This window comes from Streptomyces cacaoi, assembly GCF_006539165.1.
In the GTDB taxonomy this organism is placed as follows: Bacteria; Actinomycetota; Actinomycetes; order Streptomycetales; family Streptomycetaceae; genus Streptomyces; species Streptomyces cacaoi.
The window spans coordinates 1-18729 of sequence record NZ_BJMM01000049.1 but is presented as its reverse complement, the minus strand read 5'-3'; the positions used below and the strand labels follow the sequence as shown (position 1 = coordinate 18729).

General features: G+C 74.6%; 13 protein-coding genes and 1 riboswitch. Of the genes, 7 read left to right on the top strand and 6 right to left on the bottom strand.

Translation table 11 applies throughout. From position 1 onward, the window contains the following. Positions 1-18 precede the first annotated feature (18 nt). Positions 19-111: riboswitch (glycine riboswitch) on the top strand. 189 nt (positions 112-300) lie between these two features. From gcvT to SCA03_RS29265, 4 genes are all read left to right on the top strand, one after another. After that, positions 301-1467 carry a glycine cleavage system aminomethyltransferase GcvT gene (gcvT, locus tag SCA03_RS29280; protein WP_030888828.1) on the top strand — a complete coding sequence of 389 codons (1167 nt, stop codon included), beginning with the start codon at positions 301-303 and terminating at the stop codon, positions 1465-1467. 229 nt (positions 1468-1696) lie between these two features. Beyond that, positions 1697-2086 (top strand): glycine cleavage system protein GcvH, encoded by a 390-nt coding sequence (gene gcvH / locus SCA03_RS29275; RefSeq protein ID WP_030888826.1) that lies wholly within the window; start codon positions 1697-1699, stop codon positions 2084-2086. 43 nt (positions 2087-2129) lie between these two features. Then, on the top strand, positions 2130-3404 hold the full coding sequence (gene glyA, locus SCA03_RS29270) for a serine hydroxymethyltransferase (RefSeq protein ID WP_030893610.1): 1275 nt from the start codon (positions 2130-2132) through the stop codon (positions 3402-3404). Positions 3405-3648: 244 nt separating this feature from the next. Continuing rightward, complete coding sequence (locus SCA03_RS29265; protein WP_030888823.1) at positions 3649-5031, top strand: L-serine ammonia-lyase; 1383 nt, start codon at positions 3649-3651, stop codon at positions 5029-5031. Between the two features lie 110 nt (positions 5032-5141). Here SCA03_RS29265 and SCA03_RS29260 read toward each other — a convergent pair whose 3' ends face one another. Continuing rightward, positions 5142-5801, bottom strand: coding sequence for a TetR/AcrR family transcriptional regulator (locus SCA03_RS29260; protein ID WP_030893608.1), 660 nt, complete (start codon positions 5799-5801; stop codon positions 5142-5144). A gap of 65 nt (positions 5802-5866) precedes the next feature. On the opposite strand from SCA03_RS29260, the gene SCA03_RS29255 reads away from it, so the two are divergent. From SCA03_RS29255 to SCA03_RS29245, 3 genes are all read left to right on the top strand, one after another. After that, positions 5867-7375, top strand: coding sequence for a monooxygenase (locus SCA03_RS29255; RefSeq protein WP_086817266.1), 1509 nt, complete (start codon positions 5867-5869; stop codon positions 7373-7375). Between the two features lie 19 nt (positions 7376-7394). Further along, the gene (locus SCA03_RS29250) at positions 7395-7817 is read left to right on the top strand and encodes a RidA family protein (protein ID WP_371864006.1); all 423 of its coding nucleotides are present in this window, start codon (positions 7395-7397) and stop codon (positions 7815-7817) included. A 255-nt stretch (positions 7818-8072) separates the two neighbouring features. Beyond that, a complete protein-coding gene (locus SCA03_RS29245) occupies positions 8073-9641 on the top strand; it encodes a hypothetical protein (protein WP_086817268.1) in 1569 nt (522 codons plus the stop codon). 49 nt (positions 9642-9690) lie between these two features. Here SCA03_RS29245 and SCA03_RS29240 read toward each other — a convergent pair whose 3' ends face one another. From SCA03_RS29240 to SCA03_RS37365, 5 genes are all read right to left on the bottom strand, one after another. After that, a complete protein-coding gene (locus SCA03_RS29240; RefSeq protein WP_230988991.1) occupies positions 9691-10803 on the bottom strand; it encodes a DMT family transporter in 1113 nt (370 codons plus the stop codon). 380 nt (positions 10804-11183) lie between these two features. Continuing rightward, entirely contained in the window at positions 11184-16883 is a 5700-nt protein-coding gene (locus tag SCA03_RS35330) for a hypothetical protein (protein WP_170223860.1), read from the bottom strand. Beyond that, positions 16880-17224, bottom strand: a complete 345-nt coding sequence (locus SCA03_RS35325; RefSeq protein ID WP_158102258.1) for a hypothetical protein — start codon at positions 17222-17224, stop codon at positions 16880-16882. The genes SCA03_RS35330 and SCA03_RS35325 overlap by 4 nt, the downstream gene beginning before the upstream one ends. A 41-nt stretch (positions 17225-17265) precedes the next feature. Beyond that, complete coding sequence (locus SCA03_RS29220) at positions 17266-18165, bottom strand: DUF4132 domain-containing protein (protein WP_030888811.1); 900 nt, start codon at positions 18163-18165, stop codon at positions 17266-17268. Positions 18166-18628: 463 nt separating this feature from the next. After that, positions 18629-18715: a DUF397 domain-containing protein gene (locus SCA03_RS37365; RefSeq protein ID WP_371864010.1), complete on the bottom strand. Its 87-nt coding sequence runs from the start codon at positions 18713-18715 to the stop codon at positions 18629-18631. Between the last annotated feature and the right edge of the window lie 14 nt (positions 18716-18729).

Here is an 18729-nt window from a genome sequence, read left to right as displayed (position 1 = left end):
AACTGCATACCGGCCGTTCGAACCCGCGCGGGAGAGTCCCCGGTCATCCGGGGCGCCGAAGGAGCAAGATCCTCCCTTGAATCTCTCAGGCCCCGTTACCGCGCAGGCGAGGCAGATCTGAAAAGCGGGCCGCCGCCTCGTGCCGCCGCCCCACCCAAGGTGCAAGCCGGGCTCCGCCCGCCGGGTCTCCGGGACCGCAGGGTCCGGGATCCCCGTGCGTGGAGCTGTCGGCGAACCTCTCAGGTTCCGATGACAGATGGGGAGGACATCCGTTGTCACACCCTTCTTCCGGGAGCCTGAATGACTGAGTCGCCGGCCGGCGGGGGCGCTGCCCCGCGCAAGACGGCCCTCGACGCGAAGCACCGCGCGCTGGGCGCCACGATGACCGACTTCGCGGGCTGGGACATGCCGCTGCGCTACGGCAGCGAGCGCGAGGAGCACCTCGCCGTCCGCTCCCGCGCCGGGCTGTTCGACCTCTCCCACATGGGCGAGATCACGCTGACCGGTCCGCAGGCCGGCGCCCTGCTCGACCACGCGCTGGTCGGCAACCTCTCCAAGCTGGCGGTGGGCCGCGCCCGGTACACGATGATCTGCGATGCGGACGGCGGCATCCTGGACGACCTGATCGTCTACCGGCTGGCGGACGAGGAGTACATGGTCGTCGCCAACGCGGCCAACGCGCAGACGGTGCTGGACGCGCTGCGCGAGCGGCAGGACGACCCGGCGACCGGCGAGCGCTTCGGCGCGGACGTCCGGGACGACCGGGACGCCTACGCGCTGCTGGCCGTCCAGGGCCCGGAGGCCGTCGGCATCCTGCGCAAGCTCACGGACATGGACCTGGACGGGCTCAAGTACTACGCGGGGCAGCGGGACATGGTGGCGGGCCGGAGCGCGCTGGTCGCCCGGACCGGATACACCGGCGAGGACGGTTTCGAGCTGTTCGTCTCCCCCGACGACGCTCTCGCCGTGTGGGAGGCGGTCAGCGCGGCGGGCGCGGACGCGGGCCTGGTGCCCTGCGGTCTCAGCTGCCGCGACACCCTGCGCCTGGAGGCGGGCATGCCGCTGTACGGGCACGAGCTGTCGACCGGGCTGACCCCGTTCGACGCCGGGCTCGGCAGGGTCGTCAAGTTCGAGAAGGAGACGAACGAGGGCCGCTTCGTGGGCCGGGAGGCGCTGGAGGCGGCGAAGGAGCGGGCGCGCTCGGCGCCGCCGCGCAAGCTCGTCGGCCTGGTGGCCACCGGGCGCCGGGTGGCGCGCGCCGGCTACCCGGTGGTGGCGGTCGCCGACGGCACGGTGATCGGCGAGGTCACCTCGGGCGCCCCCTCCCCCACGCTGGGCAAGCCGATCGCGATGGCGTACCTCGACCCGGGGTACGCGGAGGCCGGCACCGAGGGCGTCGCCGTGGACATCCGCGGCTCCCACGAGCCGTTCGACGTGGTGGCGCTCCCCTTCTACAAGCGCGGCTGACCGCTTCCCGCGGCGTGGCCTCCCCGGCGCGGCCGTCCACCGGCCCGGCGCGCGGCACCCCGTGGGCGCGGTGGGCCGCGCCCACGGCCCGGCAGGGTTCCGGGCCGGCGCCGGGGCGCCGCCCGGTGCGCGGCGAGTGCGCCGTGCGCCCGCGCGTCAAGGGCGTGACCCTCGTCCCACCTGCCAAGACCGTTTTCTTCGCACCTATCTCATCCGGGAGAATCAGACCATGAGCAACCCCCAGCAGCTCCGGTACAGCAAGGAGCACGAGTGGCTGTCGGTCGGTGCCGACGGCGAGGCCGGCGTCGCGACCGTCGGTATCACCGCGCACGCCGCCGACGCACTCGGTGATGTCGTCTTCGTCCAGCTTCCCGAGGTGGGCGACACCGTCACCGCGGGCGAGACCTGCGGCGAGCTGGAGTCGACCAAGTCCGTCAGCGATCTCTACTCCCCCGCCTCCGGAGAGATCACCGAGGTGAACCAGGACGTGGTGGACGACCCCGCGCTGGTGAACTCCGCCCCGTTCGAGGGCGGTTGGCTGTTCAAGGTGAAGCTGTCCGAGGAACCCGAGGATCTGCTGACGGCCGACGAGTACACCGCCTTCGCCAACGGCAACTGAGCACCGCCGCCCGCCCGCTCCCTAGACACCGGATGGTCCTTCCATGTCGCTTCTGAACAGTTCCCTCCACGAGGTGGACCCGGACGTCGCCGCCGCCGTCGACGCCGAGCTCCACCGCCAGCAGTCCACCCTTGAGATGATCGCGTCGGAGAACTTCGCCCCCGTGGCCGCCATGGAGGCGCAGGGCTCCGTCCTCACCAACAAGTACGCCGAGGGCTACCCGGGCCGCCGCTACTACGGCGGCTGCGAGTACGTCGACGTCGTCGAGGACCTGGCCCGGGACCGGGTGAAGGCGCTGTTCGGCGCCGAGTCCGCCAACGTCCAGCCGCACTCCGGCGCCCAGGCGAACGCCGCCGCCATGTTCGCGCTGCTCGACCCGGGCGACACGATCATGGGCCTGGATCTGGCGCACGGTGGGCATCTGACCCACGGCATGAAGATCAACTTCTCCGGCAAGCTCTACAACGTCGTCGCCTACCAGGTCGACGGCGAGACCGGCCAGGTCGACATGGACGAGGTCGAGCGGATGGCCAAGGAGCACCGGCCCCGCCTGATCATCGCCGGCTGGTCCGCCTACCCGCGCCGCCTCGACTTCGCCGCGTTCCGCCGGATCGCGGACGAGGTCGGCGCGCTGCTCATGGTCGACATGGCGCACTTCGCCGGCCTCGTCGCCGCCGGGCTGCACCCCAGCCCGGTGCCGCACGCCGATGTCGTGACCACCACCACGCACAAGACGCTCGGCGGTCCCCGCGGCGGTGTGATCCTCTCCAGGAAGGAGCACGCCAAGAAGATCAACTCGGCGGTCTTCCCCGGTCAGCAGGGCGGCCCCCTGGAGCACGTCATCGCCGCGAAGGCCGTCGCCTTCAAGATCGCGGCGAGCGACGACTTCAAGGAGCGCCAGGAGCGCACCCTGGCCGGCGCCCGCATCCTCGCCGAGCGGCTGCTGCGCCAGGACACCGTGGACGCCGGGGTCTCCGTCCTCTCCGGCGGCACCGATGTCCACCTCGTCCTCGTCGACCTGCGCAACAGCGAGCTCGACGGGCGGCAGGCCGAGGACCGGCTGCACGACATCGGCATCACCGTCAACCGCAACGCCGTGCCGAACGACCCGCGGCCGCCGATGGTGACCTCCGGGCTGCGGATCGGCACGCCCGCGCTGGCCACCCGCGGCTTCCAGGAGGCGGACTTCGCCGAGGTCGCGGACATCATCGCCGAGGCGCTGCTGCCCGGGTTCGACGAGGCCAAGGGCAAGGCGCTGGCCGCCCGGGTGACCGCGCTCGCGGACAAGCACCCGCTCTACCCGGGCCTCGGCAAGTAGCTCGGGCCCGCCCTGCCCGGCCGGCCCCACCCGGCTCCCCGCCCGGCGCGCGACGCGACCGGCCATCGGTCCGTCCGCGCCGGGCACCGGGGACGGCGGGGCCGCGGTCCCGGCCCGCGGGAGCCACGGCACCGGGTACCTCCCGCCGGACCCCGCCGGAACCGGCCGCAGCCCGTCCCCGGCCCGGCCGGGCAGGGCAGAACCACCACCTCGCACACGCCCGCAAGGGCATGGAGCCGCCACCATGGCTATTTCCGTCTTCGACCTCTTCTCGATCGGCATCGGCCCCTCCAGCTCGCACACGGTCGGCCCGATGCGCGCCGCCAACCTGTTCGCGCGGCGCCTGAAGAACGAGGGTGTCCTCGCCCACACCGCCTCCGTGCGCGCCGAACTCTTCGGCTCGCTCGGCGCCACCGGCCACGGCCACGGCACCCCGAAGGCCGTCCTGCTGGGCCTGGAGGGCGAGTCACCCCGCACGGTCGACGTCGAGAACGCCGACGCACGCGTGGCCCGCATCCGCGAGACCGGCCGGCTGCGGCTCCTCGGCGCCGAGATAGGGGACGCGCACGAGATCGCGTTCGACGAACCACGGCAACTCATCCTGCACCGCCGCCGCTCGCTGCCGTACCACGCCAACGGCATGACGCTGTTCGCCTACGACGCGGAGGGCGCTCCCCTGCTGGAGAAGACGTACTACTCCGTCGGCGGCGGCTTCGTCGTCGACGAGGACGCCGTCGGCGAGGACCGCATCAAGCTCGACGACACCGTCCTGCGCCACCCCTTCCGCACCGGCGACGAACTGCTGCGCCTGACCCGGGAGACCGGGCTGTCCGTCTCCCGGCTGATGCTGGAGAACGAGAAGGCGTGGCGCACCGAGGAGGAGATCCGCGCCGGGCTGCTGGAGATCTGGCAGGTCATGCGCGACTGCGTCGAGCGCGGCCTCACCCAGGAAGGCATCCTCCCCGGCGGCCTCAAGGTCCGCCGCCGCGCCGCCACTTCGGCCCGTCAGCTGCGTGCCGAGGGCCAGAAGCAGGCGCACGCCATGGAGTGGACGACGCTGTACGCCATGGCCGTGAACGAGGAGAACGCGGCCGGCGGCCGGGTCGTCACCGCGCCCACCAACGGCGCGGCCGGCATCATCCCCGCCGTCCTGCACCACGCGCGGGACTTCGTCCCCGGCACGGACGACGACGCCGTCGTGCGCTTCCTCCTCGCCGCCGGCGCCATCGGCATGCTGTTCAAGGAGAACGCCTCGATCTCCGGCGCCGAGGTCGGCTGCCAGGGCGAGGTCGGCTCGGCCTGCTCGATGGCCGCCGGCGGGCTCGCCGAGATCCTCGGCGGCAGCCCCGAACAGGTGGAGAACGCCGCCGAGATCGGCATCGAGCACAATCTCGGCCTCACCTGCGACCCGGTCGGCGGCCTCGTCCAGATCCCCTGCATCGAACGCAACGGCATGGCCGCCGTCAAGGCCGTCACCGCCGCCCGCATGTCCCTCCGCGGCGACGGCCGCCACCATGTGTCCCTCGACAAGGCCATCAAGACGATGCGGGACACGGGTGCCGACATGAAGGTCAAGTACAAGGAGACGGCCCGCGGCGGCCTCGCGGTCAACGTCATCGAGTGCTGAGAGCCTCCCGGGCCGCGGTCCCGGCCTTCGGGCCCAGACCGCGGTTTCTTCCGGCGCGTTCGCGCCGATGAAACGCCCGGCACGCCCCCGGTGGATACGCCGGGGGCCGTTCAGCGTCGGGATCTGAGTCCTTCCAGCAGCAGGTCCAGGCCGAATTCGAAGAGCCGGGTGAAGTCCGTGCTGGTGAGTGCGGGCAGGCCGGCGGTCAGGTGGGGGTAGGCGCCGGCTGTCACCGTGTCGGCGAGGGCGTCCGGGTCGGCCGGGCCGCCGTCTTCCGCCTGGAGGGCGGCCTGTTCCTCCAGGGTGTGGCCGACGGTGAAGTTGGCCACGGTGTAGAGCGCCCGTGCCGCGTCGTCGCCGGGGAACCCCGCCGCACGCATGACGCCCATGGCCGTGTCGGCGAAGCCGAGGATGTTCTCACCTGTCGAGTGCGTACCGGCGAACACCCGTGCGCCGTCGCGGTGGGCGAGCAGGGCCGTGCGCATCGCGCGGGCGAGGGCGGCCAGTTGCTCGCTCCAGTCGCCGTCGCACGTCCCGGCGGCGTCCGCGACGCCGTCCATCATGCGCTCGGCCATCGCCGTCAGCAGGTCCTGCTTGGTCGCGAAGTAGCGGTACAGCGCGCCGGCCTGCACCTCCATGGCGTCGGCGAGCCGCCTCATGGTCAGTGCGTCGAGCCCCGACCGGTCCAGCAGGTCGAGGGCTGTCCGCAGGGTGCGCGCACGGTCGAGTCGCGGGGGCCGGCCGCGGCCCGGGTTTGACGGAGAACTCATGGACCTCAGTATAGTGAACATCGTTCACGTGAACATGGTTCACTAATTGGAGGAGGACGACTCCCATGAACGTCGACGTGATCGTCGCAGGGGCGGGACCGACCGGGCTGATGCTCGCGTGCGAGCTGGCGCTCGCCGGTGTCCGCACCCGGATCCTGGAGCGCCGCACCGCACCGCAGCGGGACTCGCGGGCGCTCACGCTGCATCCGCGCAGCCTGGAGCTGATGGACCAGCGCGGGCTGCTCGACCGCTTCCTGCCGCTCGGCCGCACCGTGCCCGGCTGGCACTTCGCCCAGCTCCCCACCCGGCTGGACTTCTCCGCGCTGGACTCCCGGCACGGCTACACGCTCTTCCTCGCCCAGGCCCGCACCGAGGCGCTGCTCGCGGAGCGGGCACGGGAGTTGGGGGTGGAGATCCGGTACGGGCACGAGGTCGTCGCCCTGAGCCAGGACGGCGACGGGGTCGAGGTACGGGCGCAGGGCCCCGGGGGCGTCGAGGTCCACAGCGCCCGGTTCGCGGTGGGGTGCGACGGCGGGCGCAGCCGGGTGCGGGAGGCCGCCGGGATCGGCTTCCCCGGCGTCGACGAGACCCTCACCGGGATGCTCGGCGACTTCGCCGAACTCGACGACGACCCGGCGGGCCTGGCGGCGGCCCGGGCACACGGCGTCCTCGTCGCACCGCTGGAGAACGGTCTGACCAGGCTGGTCTGTCTGGACCCGGAACGCATGCGGACGCCGGCGCGCGAGCCCGTGACCCTGGAGGAGTTCCGTGCCTCCCTGGTCCGGATCTGCGGCTCCGACTGCGGTGTCGCCGACCCCCGTTGGCTCTCCCGCTTCGGCAACGCCACCCGCCTCGCGGACGGTTACCGCTCCGGCCGGGTCCTGCTGGCGGGCGACGCGGCCCATATCCACTTCCCCGCCGCGGGCCAGGGGCTGAACACCGGCCTCCAGGACGCCGTGAACCTCGGCTGGAAGCTGGCCGCCGCCGTCCACGGCTGGGCACCGCCCGGGCTGCTGGACAGCTACCACGACGAGCGCCACCCGGTGGGCCGGGCGGTCACCGAGAACACCGAGGTGCAGACGCTGCTCGCGGAGCTGACGCTGGTCCCGCAGTACCAGCGGCCCGGTGCGGCGCTGCGCACCCTCCTCGACGAACTCCTGAGCATCGAGGAGGTCAACCGCAGGCTCGCCGCCCGGGTCTCCGCGCTCGGCACCGCCTACCCGCCGACGGATCCCGGGGACGACCCGCTGGTGGGGCGGCGGATGCCCGACATCGGGCTGACCGCCGCCGCGTCCGGGGCGGCACGGGTCTACGAGCTGCTGCACGAGGGACGGTTCGTCCATCTCGACCTCGCGGCCGACCCGCGGTCCGGGCCGCCCGTCACGGGCCGGGGCTCCCGTGTCACCGCCGTCGCCGTCACCGAGCGGGACGGCCACCCGGAGCTGGAGGGAGTGACCGAGATCCTCGTGCGCCCCGACGGCCACATCGCCTGGGCCACCCGCGCCACCGACGCCACCGCCCGCCGCGACGAACGGCACAAGGCGCTCGACGCCTGGGCCGGAACGCCCTCCTGAGCACCGGAAAGGCACGGTCGTGTCCGTAGAGCGCAGCAATCCCCCGGCGGTGCACAGCCCGACCGGGATGATCAGCCAGGTCGTCGTCACCGAGGGGGAACGGCTGGTGCACCTGTCGGGCCAGGTCGCCTGGGACACCGCGGGACGGCCCGTCGGGCCCGGCGACCACGGGGCCCAGAGCGCGCAGATCGTCCGCAACATCGGGGCGGCCCTCGCGGCGGTCGGCGCCACCAGGGACGACATCGTCAAGGAGACGGTCTACGTCGTGGACTACACCCCCGCGCTGCTGCCCGTCATCTTCGGGCCGCTGCGTGCGGGCGTCACCCGGGCCCCCGCCAGCACCCTGGTGCCCGTACCCGCCCTCTTCGCACCGGAGTACCTGCTGGAGGTCGAGGTCGTCGCGGCACCGAGCGCGGGGGTACCGGGCCGCCACACGCCCTGAGCGGGGCGGCGGTACGTCGGTACGGCGGTACGGAGCCGTTCGCTCCGGTGCGGCCCGGCCCGGACCGGACCGGTTCCGTCCGGTGCCGGTACCGGTGAACGTCCCCGGCACGCACTCCTGTTGGGCCGGGGGCCTCGGGGACGGGCCGCTCGGGTGCCGCGCAGCGGTGCCGCCGGGGCCGGGCGGCGTGGAAGCGTTGCTGTTCCGTCACAGGACGGTGTCCGCCGCGTACGCACGGGCTGTTCGACTGGAGCGATGGCATCCGCAGACGCTGTCGGTACCGGTCCGCGCTCCCGTGCGCCCCGCCCGAAGGGCGCCACGTTTCTGAGGGGCCTGTGCGCCGGTGTTCTCGCGCTGCTGCTCGGGTCGGGGCTCCTCCCGCCGGGTACGGCCCTCGCCGACGGCGGCTCGGACGGGCCGAAGCTCACGGCGCCCGCTTCGTTCCGCGTCGCCCCGCACGGGGGAAAGGCGCGCCCCGACCGGGAGAGGCACCTCCTGATCCGCCACGAGGGCGCGTCGGGTATGGCGAAGACGTCGAAGCTGACCCTGGATGTCACGGGCTCCGCCGACGTCCTGCGGCTCAAGCGGTACGGCAAGGGCTGCTCCGGAACGGACCGGAAGATCGTGTGCCGGGTCAGCGAGGCGTACGACAGCTGGACCAACTGGGCCGGTGCCCTGCCGCGCGCGGCGCCCACGAGCGAGCCCGGCGACAGCGGCGAACTGCACATCCGCTTCCGCAACGCGAAGGGAGAGGTGAGCCGGGCGACGACCCGCGTCGTGGTCGGCGGCCCCGTGCTGGCCCTGCGCCGGCAGACCCTCCGGGTCGCCTCGGGCAAGAAGCACGCTGTGGCGCTCGACGTCCGCAACACCGGGGAACTGCCGGCCGACGGCTTCGCCGTGACCGCGTCGGTCGACGAACGGCTGGGCCCCGTCCGCCGTTCGCGGTCCTGCGACTACCGGGCCCACGGCGGCACGGTGACCCTGACGTGCCGCTTTCCCGGGACGCGCGTGGAACCCGGCAAGGAGGCGCACATCGAGGACTGGCTCGTTCTCGGCGGCTCGCGCCGTCTGATGTACAGCACCTTCCAGACCTCCGTCCGGCTCCTGGGCACCGGTGCCGACAACGGGGGACTGGACGGCTCCTCCCGCTCCACGGCGGAGCCCACCCCGTCCGGCACGGCCCGCAGAGGCACCGGCGCCGCGCTCGCCCCGCGGGTGCGTACGGCACACGGCGGGCGCGAGGAGTACAGCGAGGACAAGGACGTCTGGACGAAGATACGCATCGCCAACCACGCCGACTACGCGGCCGTTTCCCAGGTCTCGGCTGCCGGGGACGACAGCCGCCGGCTGCGGGTGGGCCTGCGCAACGACGGCCCGGGCGATCCGGGGGACGGGGACGACGGCGTCGCACTCGTCCTGACGCTGCCGGAGGGGACCGAGGTGCGCAAGGAGCCGATGGAGAAGATCGACGACAACGCGTTCGAGCCGATCTGCCGACACCAGGGGCTCACCTACACCTGCCCGTTGAGCACCGCGGCGCCCGGTGAGACCGACACCGTCGACTTCGAGGTCCGCGAGCGCGACGGCACGGAAACAGCCGCCGCGGGAATCGGCAAGGCGAAGGCCGCGCTGAAAGCAAGCGACATGGAGGCGGACCACGCCGATCCGGACACCGGCAACAACACGCGCACCTTCGAGCTGTTCGGACCGCTGCCCGCCGCGAGCGGTTTCGGTGCGGGGACGGTCGCCGGTGTGCTCGGCGGGTGCGTGCTCCTCGCGGGGGCGGCGGCCGTGCTGGTGCGGCGGAGGCGGAGCCGTTCCTGACCGGGCCCGGCCGCCGTCGGGTACGGCCGCCGTCCGGTACGGCCGCCGCTCAGGAGTGTTCGACGGGCCGGTCGGTGGCCCGCGGCTCACCGTCCGATGCGACCGGAGCATCCGACGCAACCGGGGCGGCCGGGGCAGCCAGAGCGTCCGGCGCAACCGGGGCGGCCGGAGCGTCCGGGGCGGCCGGGGTGTCCGGCGCAACCGGGGCGGCCGGGGCGAACGTCGGCACCGTTGCGGCACGCGTCCCCCGCTGCCGTGTCCCCGGAAGGACACCGGCGGGAAGGCTCACCGCGACCAGCCCGGCCAGCAGCAGAGCCATACCGGCCGCGGCCACGGCGGACAGCCGTTCGCCGAGCACGAGAAGCCCGAGGACGGCCGCCACCAGCGGCTCGGCCAGGCTGAGCGTCCCCGCGGTCCCCGCGGTCACCCGGCGCAGCCCCGCCACGAACGCCATGTAGGCACCGGCGGTGGCGACCACGCCCAGCCAGACGAGGAGAGCCGGGCCGGAGCCGGTCGCGAGGCCGGACGGGTTCCGCAGCACGGCCGGTGCCAGCACGACGCCGCCCGCCAGCAGGGTCGCGGCGACCGCGGCCGGCATGCTCGCACCCCGGTCGGACAGGCGCTTCGCCGCGACGGTGTACAGGCCGTAGCAGACGCCGGAGACGACGCCCAGGACCACCCCGCCGAGCGCCGACTGCCCGCCGCCCGGCCCCAGCAGCAGCACACACCCGGCCACGGCGGCGGCGGTGCCCACGGCCCAGGCGGCGGTGAGGCGTTCACCGGTCACCACCCGGGCGCAGACGCCCGTGGCCACCGGCGCCACCCCGAGCGCCACGGCGGTGGCGAGAGCGGCACCGGTACGGCTCACCGCGCACAGGAACCCGGCCTGGTAGACGGCGGTGGCCAGGGCCGCCGCCACGATCCACGGCCCCACCTCGCGCCGGGCCAGCGACCGCAGCCCGGCCCGGGACCCCGGGAGCAGCAGCGCCACCCCGGCGAGCACGAGTCCGCCGATGAGCAGCCGTGCCGCGCCCAGGGACACGGGGTCGGCCCCGGAGTCCGCCCATACCTGGACGGGGCCCACCGTCCCCCACAGGCAGGCCGCAGCGAGGACCGGCAGCGTTCCGCCGTACGGATGTGAGCTGGTGTGTGATGCGGTCATGCGCGCCGACCGTAGGCATCCGTTGCGGAGCCGTCGACGCGGCCCGCATTTCCTTCGGCAGAGGACGCCCCGGCACGCCGGTTCCCGAACCACTCCCGCCGGTTCGGCCCCGCGGGGCAACGAAGTACGGCGCGCGGGGCGGGGGTTGAGCGGGCGCGTGAGGGGGGCGGCGGGGGCGGCGGGGTGTGCAGGGCCCCGGCGGCTGTGCCAGGCCCCGGCACAGGTGCATCAGGATGCCAGCGCGGATGGGGCAGGACCCAGCAACGGATGGGGCAGGCCCCGGCGCGGATGGTCAGGACCCGGCGCGGATGGGTCGGGATGCGGCACCGAGGGGTCGGGTCGGGATGCGGCACGGAGGGTCGGGGCCCGGCGCGGGTGGGTCAGGAGCGGCGGCGGGTGCTGCGGGGCGGGGGGACCTGGAGTTCCTCGGGGCGCGGCGGGTCGCCGTCCTGGACGCGCTGCCAGGCCCGGCGGTAGAGATCGGCGACGGGCTCGGCGGGGACGACGACGCCCAGCGGGACGTTCTCGCCGTGCAGCAGCAGGCTGTACAGCGGCACCTTCCAGCGCTCCAGCGGCACATGGGGCGTGGCGAGCCGGACCCAGCCGCCGGGCAGGAACAGGGAGCGCCCGGCGCGGGTGCGGCGGCCCTCCCTCACCAGTCCGGTGGCGGTGAGTTCGGCGCGGGCGGCACGCAGCCGGGCGGTGCCGCCCCGCTGCCGCGCCCAGCCGGTCCAGCGTGCGGTGTTGCGGTCGGTGGGGTCCGGCATGGCCAGCAGCATCAGATACAGCGCTGCGGCGTCCCCGCCCAGGCCGTACGCTCCGGCCACCTCGGCGACCAGGTCGGGCACCGAGCGGGCCGGATCCTGCGGCCACCACGTCCCGTCCTCACCCGGCGGGCCCGCCGCCGGCTCCCCCGGATCGGCGAGCAGCGCGGCGAACCGCGCGTCGTGTGCGACCCGGAGCACGGTCTCCTCCACCGTGGGGCCCTCCTCGGGGAACAGCGCCGACAGATACGGGTCGGTGCCGTCCGCCGCCAGCAGGGCCGTGCGGATGGCCGGGTTGACGGCGGAGCCGATCATGTTCCGGGTACGGAGCGCGACGGCGCCGTAGAACTCGAACTCCTCCTCGGTGCCGGTGGGTTCGCCGAGGGTGCGGCGGAAGTCGTCCAGGCCGTTCCACCGGACCATGCGGAGCGCCATCCCCGGCGCGGCCAGCCGGGCGCGTACCGCGTCCAGCACGGCGGGCAGGGCACGGCGGAGCGGGTCGCCGGCCGGGAGGCGGTGGGCGAGCCAGGCGGACAGCGCCACCGAGCCCAGCAGCGTGTCACGGTCGAAGCCGGGCCGGCCCCCGTCCGAGGGGTGGCGCGCCCCGTCCGGCCGCCACATCAGGTCGCGCTGGAGCCGCGGCGCGTCACCGGCGTCGCGGAAGGCGTGCATCGCCTCGTACGGCGGCCACCATATCGGCGCCATGCTGCGGGCCGCCTCGTGCAGGACGTCTTCGGGGAGCGGCTCGCGGTACCCCACCCGCGCGTTCCACACCGCGGCCGCCGCCGCGGCGTCCGGCCCGTCCGTCCACAGCCGGGACGGCTCGGCGGGCAGCAGCGCCGCCACCACAGCCCGCCGGGTGAGGCGGTCGACGGACCGCAGGATGTCCTTGGCGGCCTGCGCATCGGCGGAGACGACGCCGAGGGCCTTCACGGTCTCCGGGGGCACGGGGTCGCGCTCGGCGTCGATCCGCGGGAGTCCGGCGACCACCAGCCGGGCCATGCTCGGGGTGACGCCGGTGAGCCGGGCGAACTCCTCGGCCGCCGCCGGGTTCCAGGGCGCGGGGCCGCGCTGGGCCAGCTCGGCGCGGAAGGCCGCGACCCAGCCGGGCGGCCGCGTGGGCAGGGGCACGAACGGCTCGGTGTGCACCAGGTCGGCGTAGGGCGCCGGGACCTCGAAGCGGCCCGTCGGGTCGTGGTACAGCGCGCTGTAGTCGCGGAAGCCGTCCGGGGCGGGCCCGACGCCGCCGCCGTCCGCGCCGTTGCCGGTGTCCCCGCCGCCTACCGCGTCGAAGTCGAACCAGAGGCCGGGGAAGAGGAGGAACGCGCCGTGGCCGAGGTCGAGCATCGTCGCACGGGACTGGAGCAGCGGCGGGGAGCCCGGGGCCTCGAACGGGGCGCGGTCCAGGCGCAGTCGGGCCCGGCGCCAGTGGTCCGGGTCGAGCACCGCCAGGCCCTGGGCGTCCAGCTCGGCGAGGTAGGCGTCCAGTGCGCTCCGGTGCTCCTCGACGGTGACGGCCGACGCGGCCCGGAGCGCGGCGATCGCGGGCAGTTCGGGCAGCACCCGCCAGTCCAGGTGGTCCAGCGGCTTCGGCTGCTCCACCGCGAGGTGCGCCTGCCCCGCCGGGGACGGCTCGCTCTCGCCGCGTCGCGCGCGGCCGAGCAGGCGCAGCAGGTCGAAGAGCCGGTGATCGAGGTCGAAGTAGATGCTGCGGCCCCTGAGGCCGGTGCGCAGGCCGAGGCCGTCCAGCGCGTCGGCCAGCGTCGCGTCACCGGGTTCGGGCGGACGCGCCGGCCCGTCCCCCACCGCCCGCTGCCCGGGCTCGCCGCCCTGTCCCCACGCCGTCGCACTGCACTCTCGTTGCCCCGACGCCATGGCACTGCGCCGTCGTTGCCCGGACGCCGCATCGGCACCGTCCACCGCAGCGCCCTGCGGGACCGCGCCGCCCGAACCCCCGCCCTGCCGGGCCGCGTCCGCCTCCGCCTGGCCGTGCGGTGCCGCGCTCCCCTGGCCGGGGGCGCCTTTCCGGCCTGTGTCCTCGACCTCGGCACCTTCCCGCGCCGTACCGCCGGATCCCGTACCACCGGATGCCGTACCGCCCTGTCCCGATCCGTCCCGTTCAGCCCCCTCCCGGTCTGCCCCCTCCCGGTCCGTTCCGTCCTGACCCGGGCTGTCCCGGCCCGGGCTGTCCTGGCCCGAGCCGTACCGGCCAGGGCCGTCCTGCGCCGTGCCGCTTCCGGACGAAGCGTTCCCGGCCGAGGCGCTCCCGGACGCGGCGCTCCCGGACGAGGCGTTGCCGGACGAGGCGCTCCCGGACGCGGCGCTCCCGGCCGAGGCGCTCCCGGACGCGGCGTCCTGACCCGAGCTGTCCCGGGCGGCACCGCTTCCCACGGCCGCGTCGAGGCGGGCCGACGTCTCGTCCAGGGCGCGTTGTTGAGCGGCGGCGAAGCGCACCACTCCGGCGATGCCTGCGCGGAGGGCGTCGTCGGTGACCTCCGGCAGCAGGGTTCGGATCAGCTCCGGCAGCCGTTCCCCGTCCGCCGCGGCCTGCTCCGGCCCGGCCGGGCGGGCGGGCCCCGTCGGTCCTGCCGGTTCGGCCTCCTGCACCGCGGCGGCCAGCAGCGCCGCGGCCGTCTCCTCGTCGACCCGGCGCAGCGCCGCCGAGCCCCGCGGATCGCGCGGCTGGAGCAGATGCCAGTACCGCAGCGGCGGCAGCAGCGTGTTGCCCCCGGTGAACGCCCCCTCGTGGCGCTGCTTCCCACGGTCCTGGAGGAACTCGGCCCGCACGGTGCCGTGTTCGTCCAGCAGCCGGACGACGTCGGTGTCCTGCACCACCGCCAGGGGCCGCTCGGCGCCGGGGAAGAGCAGCGCGTGCCACAGCGCCCGGGACGTGCCCCGCGCGGGAGGCACGGCGACGGTACGGCCGGCCAGATCCTCGCCCCGCAGTGAGCCGTCGGGCAGTTGCAGCACCCGCCAGCCGAGTACCCCGTCCACCGGGGCGCACAGCGGCCCCGGGGCGACGCCGTCGGCGGGCAGCAGCCGGCCCGTCACCTCGGTGGTGCCCTCCGGGGCCGCGCGCAGGCCCTCGTCGAACCACGGCGGCGGGCGGAAAGCGCCGAGGGTGTCGGTGACCGGGTCGTACTCGAACCAGCCGATCTCCAGGGGCCGGGTGCTCTTCATCTCCTGCACCCAGTAGGACGTCCCGTCGCTGATCACCAGGCGGGCTTCCGGGAGGACGGTGTCGCCGCGGCGCAGCACCCCGGCGCCGGTGGTGCGCCCGCCTCCGGGGACCGGCAGGGTGGCCGGGGCCATGGTCCTGCCGTACTCCAGCATCCAGCCGGAGCGGCCGAGGCCGCCGTCGCAGGGGAAGAGTTCTTCGGGGCTGTGCTCCCAGTAGCCGTGCTTGTGCCCCGTCGCCGACCACCAGACCAGCAGTTCACCGTCGACCCAGCGGCAGTTGACGTCGTCCACCTCCCGGGGCGGCGCGCCCTCCACCGGCGCGGCCGGCAGCCGCAGTTCATGGGTGTGGACGGTGCCCTCCGGGCCGATCACCCGGGCCCTGGCGCGGGTCAGCACGACGAGGTGCGGCCAGGCGTCGACGACCTGGATGTCGTGCGCCGGGTGGCCGGCACCGGCAGCGGCGACGGCCTCGTCCCAGGCGGGCCAGCCCAGTTCGTCGATGAGGCCGCAGCGCAGACTGCGGGCGAGCGCCGGGGCCATCCCCGGCTTCAGCGCCGCACGCACCGCGTCCTCGGCGAGGGCCAGGATCTCGCCGGGCAGGTGCACCAGGGGTTCCAGAGCGCCGCCGCGGCTGGAGAACGCCGGCAGTTCCCGGGTGAGGTACCGGCCGCAGACCTCGGCGACCCACTCGGCGAGCAGCGAGCGGCCGCCGGGCGCCGCGGCCAGTGCGGCGAGGGCCGCGCGCCCGTCCTCACTCGGCAGGTACGGCATGCTCCGGCGGAACGCGCGGCGGAAGCGGGGGTCGGCCGCCAGGGCGCACAGCTCACGGCGGTCCGCGCGCCGCGTCCAGGCGCGCAGGCCGAGCGAGAAGCGGGGGCCGGGCTCGGCCACCGGTATGCCCCACTCCAGCAGCTGGTCGAGGAGGTGCACGTCGTGCACCGGCGGCAACGCGCCGCCGTCGGCGGCGAGTTCGGCGCGTACGGGCCCGGCCAGCCGCTCCAGCAGCGGATACATCGGAGCCGGCGTCGCCGCGCCGACCAGGGCCAGCAGCCTGCGCACCCACCCCGCGGTGCCGTCCGGCGAGCGGACCTCGGCGGGCAGTGCGGTGTCGTACAGCCCGGCGGTGGCGCCCGTCCTCTCCAACAGCGCGATCCACTCGACCAGTTCCTCCCGCTCCCACTCGGTGGGCATCAGGCCCAGCAGGGTGCCGCGGAAGGCGGGCTCCTGCCGGGTCAGCTCCACCAGGGCACGGCGGTGCGCCTTCCACCAGCCGGGCGGGGCCGCGGCCGCGCCGGGCAGCACCAGCATCTCGCGCAGATACGCGGTCTCCACGGCGAGCGCGTCCTTGCCGGCCACGGCCTTGGCGAGCCGGCGCAGCTCACCGGCGCCGGGCCCTGAGGGCGGCAGGCCGTGCGCGGCCAGCCGGAGGAAGAGGCCGCGCAGATGCCGGAACGCCGTGGCGGCCGGGGCCCGTCCGGCGAGCCCCTTGGCGTAGCTGGAGAGAATCTTCACGGGCACGGCACCGGCCTGCGCGAACTCCAGGAAGACCGCGTCCATCCGCTCCTCCTCGAACGGCAGCGCGTACGCGGTCTCGGCCCGGCGGGCGGCGGTGAACATCAAGGACGCGTACGAGATTTCGTCTGCGGCCAGGAACACCCGGCCGGCCTCCTCGTAGAACGTCGGCAGGAAGTGCGGCACGGCACCGGCGAGCCGCTCGCCGATCGCCTCGTACGCGGCACGGGCCCGCTTCGGCCTGGACCGCGCCGTCCGCGCGATCGTCTCCATCTCCTCGGCGACGGACATCGCCAGATGACCGTCCGAGGGGTGGTGGACCAGCACCCGCTCAGGGAAGCCGAGCGCCCGGGGCCGCGCCAGCCCGACCGGCGCCGCCGCGCCGTCCGGCACCAGCCCGAGGAAGCCGGACGCGGGATCCTCGCCCGGCTGTGCGGCCAGCAGGCGTACCACCGTCCGGCCGTCCAGGGCGGGGTGACGGTAGCGCTGGGCGAGCATCGGCACGGCCCGCTCACCGGCACCGGTCGTCCCGGCCGGCAGGACCGCACCGGCGCGCAGCAGTTCCTCCGTGCCCGCCGGCCCGCCGGCCGCCGCCCCGTCCTGTGTACTGACCGCGTCGTTCATCTCTCCGTGCCTTTCCGGCCGTGCTGTTCGCGGCGCCGCGACGGGTGGGAGCCGTGCGCGCGTGGTGCCGTGTGTGGGTGGTCGTACTCGTGCTCGTGGTCGTGGTCGTGGTCGTGGTCGTGGTCGTACTCGTGCTCGTGGTCGTGCTCGTGGTCGTGCGTGCCGGGTGCTGCCGACGCCGTCGTCCGGTGGTGGCGCTGCCCTGGACGGCCGACGCCTGCGTGCGGGCCCTCAGCGGGTGTGGGCGACCCCTCGGCAGAGGCCGGCGCCGCCCCCACCGGACTCACCACGGCCGACGAACGCCGCTGGTGGACACCGCCGACGGACGCACTCGCGGGCATCGCTCACGGACACCGCTGACGGACACCGCCGGCGGGCATCGCTAACGGACATCGGCGTCGCCGTCGGACGGCGGGGTGCCGCCCGCGTACAGCGCCGCGGCCATCCGCATGCCCTCGGACCAGGCCACCGGGCCGACTTCCGCCGGCGCGAGCGCCCTGCCACGGCCCTCGCTCCAGCCGAGCGCGCCCGTCCAGGCACGCTCCTCGGTGTACGGGTCGCCGATGCCGACCGAGGCGGTGAGGACCCGCCCGGCCTCGCGTATCCGGTCGGTGGCGGCCCTGCCCGCGACCTTGTAACCGAGCGCGGTGGCACGGCCGGAGAGAGCGAACCAGGACCGGTACTCCGCGCCGGCGAAGGCGTGGACCGCACGGGCGGCCTCCTCGGCGTCCGCCGGCCTGTGCCACACCGCGCGGTGGAGCTGCTCGACGCCCTGGACCGCGCCCAGTTCGGCGGCGCGGTCCCGCAGCTCCGCCAGATCCGGCAGCAGGACCGGATGCGGGATCGTCACCGCAGCGGCCTCGATACGCAGGCTCCGGCCGCCCCCGTCCACCACCCGCAGCACGCCCTCCTCCTCGACGTCCCGGAGGATGCCGCGCTCCCCCTCGCCCTCGCTCACGACCACCAGGTTGCGCAACGCCGCCTGCCACGCCTCGTCCGGCCACACCCGGCCCAGCAGGGCGGTGGGCACCGGAAGCGAGGACACCATCCAGGTGCGGACCCGCTCCGCGCACTCGTCCGCGTGCCACTCCAACCACTGGGCGAGACGCTGGAGTTCGATCACCTCGGGACGGTCGCGAAGCGCCTCCGGCAACTCCTCCGACACCCCAGCCGGCCCTTCCCCCGGTGCTCCGGCCCCGGCAGGGTCCGCAGCGGTGCGGGCCACCACACGGCCCGCCACCAGAGCGATCTCGTAGCCGTCGCCTGCCGTGAGCCAGCCCATGCGTTCCTCGCCTCGTTCGCCGTCCGGGGAACCGGCACAGCACGGTGGACGGAGCGCAACTGCCCCGCCCCGCTGTGACGATGGCGAAAGACTAAGCTCCGCCACCGACACCCCCGGCAACTCCCCTCACCCCGGCGCCGACCCCTGGAACCGACACCTGTCCCCGATCACGCGCCCGCACATCGATCCAGCACTGCACCGACGCGACGGCCCGTCCCGCGCGCGGAGAACAGGGCGTGCCCCAGACGCCGAGGTGGCTCAGCTCGGGTCCATCCCCGCGTGCGCGGGGAGCAGGCTGCGACGCTGCTGGCTCAGCTCGTCGGGCCGGGTCCATCCCCGCACACGCGGGGAGCAGGCTCGTTGACCTGCGTGTCTATCTGATCGGCAGGCCGTTCTGAGCAACTTTCGGAGACTCGGGCATTCCCTCCATCCGGGCACGGAAATACGCCAAGCCCCGCACAAGTCACCGCACCAGTGAAGCCACGAACGAAGACCAGCCGGCATGGGAGACGTTCAGCAGAGGACCTCCGACCGCCTTGGAGTCGCGGATGTGGATGGTGGAGT

Bases quoted from the DNA above. Each gene is read 5' to 3' on its own strand.
- SCA03_RS29255 (WP_086817266.1), top strand. From the start codon at position 5,867: ATGAACGTCGACGTGATCGTCGCAGGGGCGGGACCGACCGGGCTGATG.
- gcvT (WP_030888828.1), top strand. From the start codon at position 301: ATGACTGAGTCGCCGGCCGGCGGGGGCGCTGCCCCGCGCAAGACGGCC.
- SCA03_RS29220 (WP_030888811.1), bottom strand. From the start codon at position 18,165: ATGGGCTGGCTCACGGCAGGCGACGGCTACGAGATCGCTCTGGTGGCG.
- SCA03_RS29240 (WP_230988991.1), bottom strand. From the start codon at position 10,803: ATGACCGCATCACACACCAGCTCACATCCGTACGGCGGAACGCTGCCG.
- SCA03_RS35330 (WP_170223860.1), bottom strand. From the start codon at position 16,883: ATGAACGACGCGGTCAGTACACAGGACGGGGCGGCGGCCGGCGGGCCG.
- SCA03_RS29245 (WP_086817268.1), top strand. From the start codon at position 8,073: ATGGCATCCGCAGACGCTGTCGGTACCGGTCCGCGCTCCCGTGCGCCC.
- SCA03_RS35325 (WP_158102258.1), bottom strand. From the start codon at position 17,224: ATGCCCGCGAGTGCGTCCGTCGGCGGTGTCCACCAGCGGCGTTCGTCG.
- gcvH (WP_030888826.1), top strand. From the start codon at position 1,697: ATGAGCAACCCCCAGCAGCTCCGGTACAGCAAGGAGCACGAGTGGCTG.
- glyA (WP_030893610.1), top strand. From the start codon at position 2,130: ATGTCGCTTCTGAACAGTTCCCTCCACGAGGTGGACCCGGACGTCGCC.
- SCA03_RS29265 (WP_030888823.1), top strand. From the start codon at position 3,649: ATGGCTATTTCCGTCTTCGACCTCTTCTCGATCGGCATCGGCCCCTCC.
- SCA03_RS29260 (WP_030893608.1), bottom strand. From the start codon at position 5,801: ATGAGTTCTCCGTCAAACCCGGGCCGCGGCCGGCCCCCGCGACTCGAC.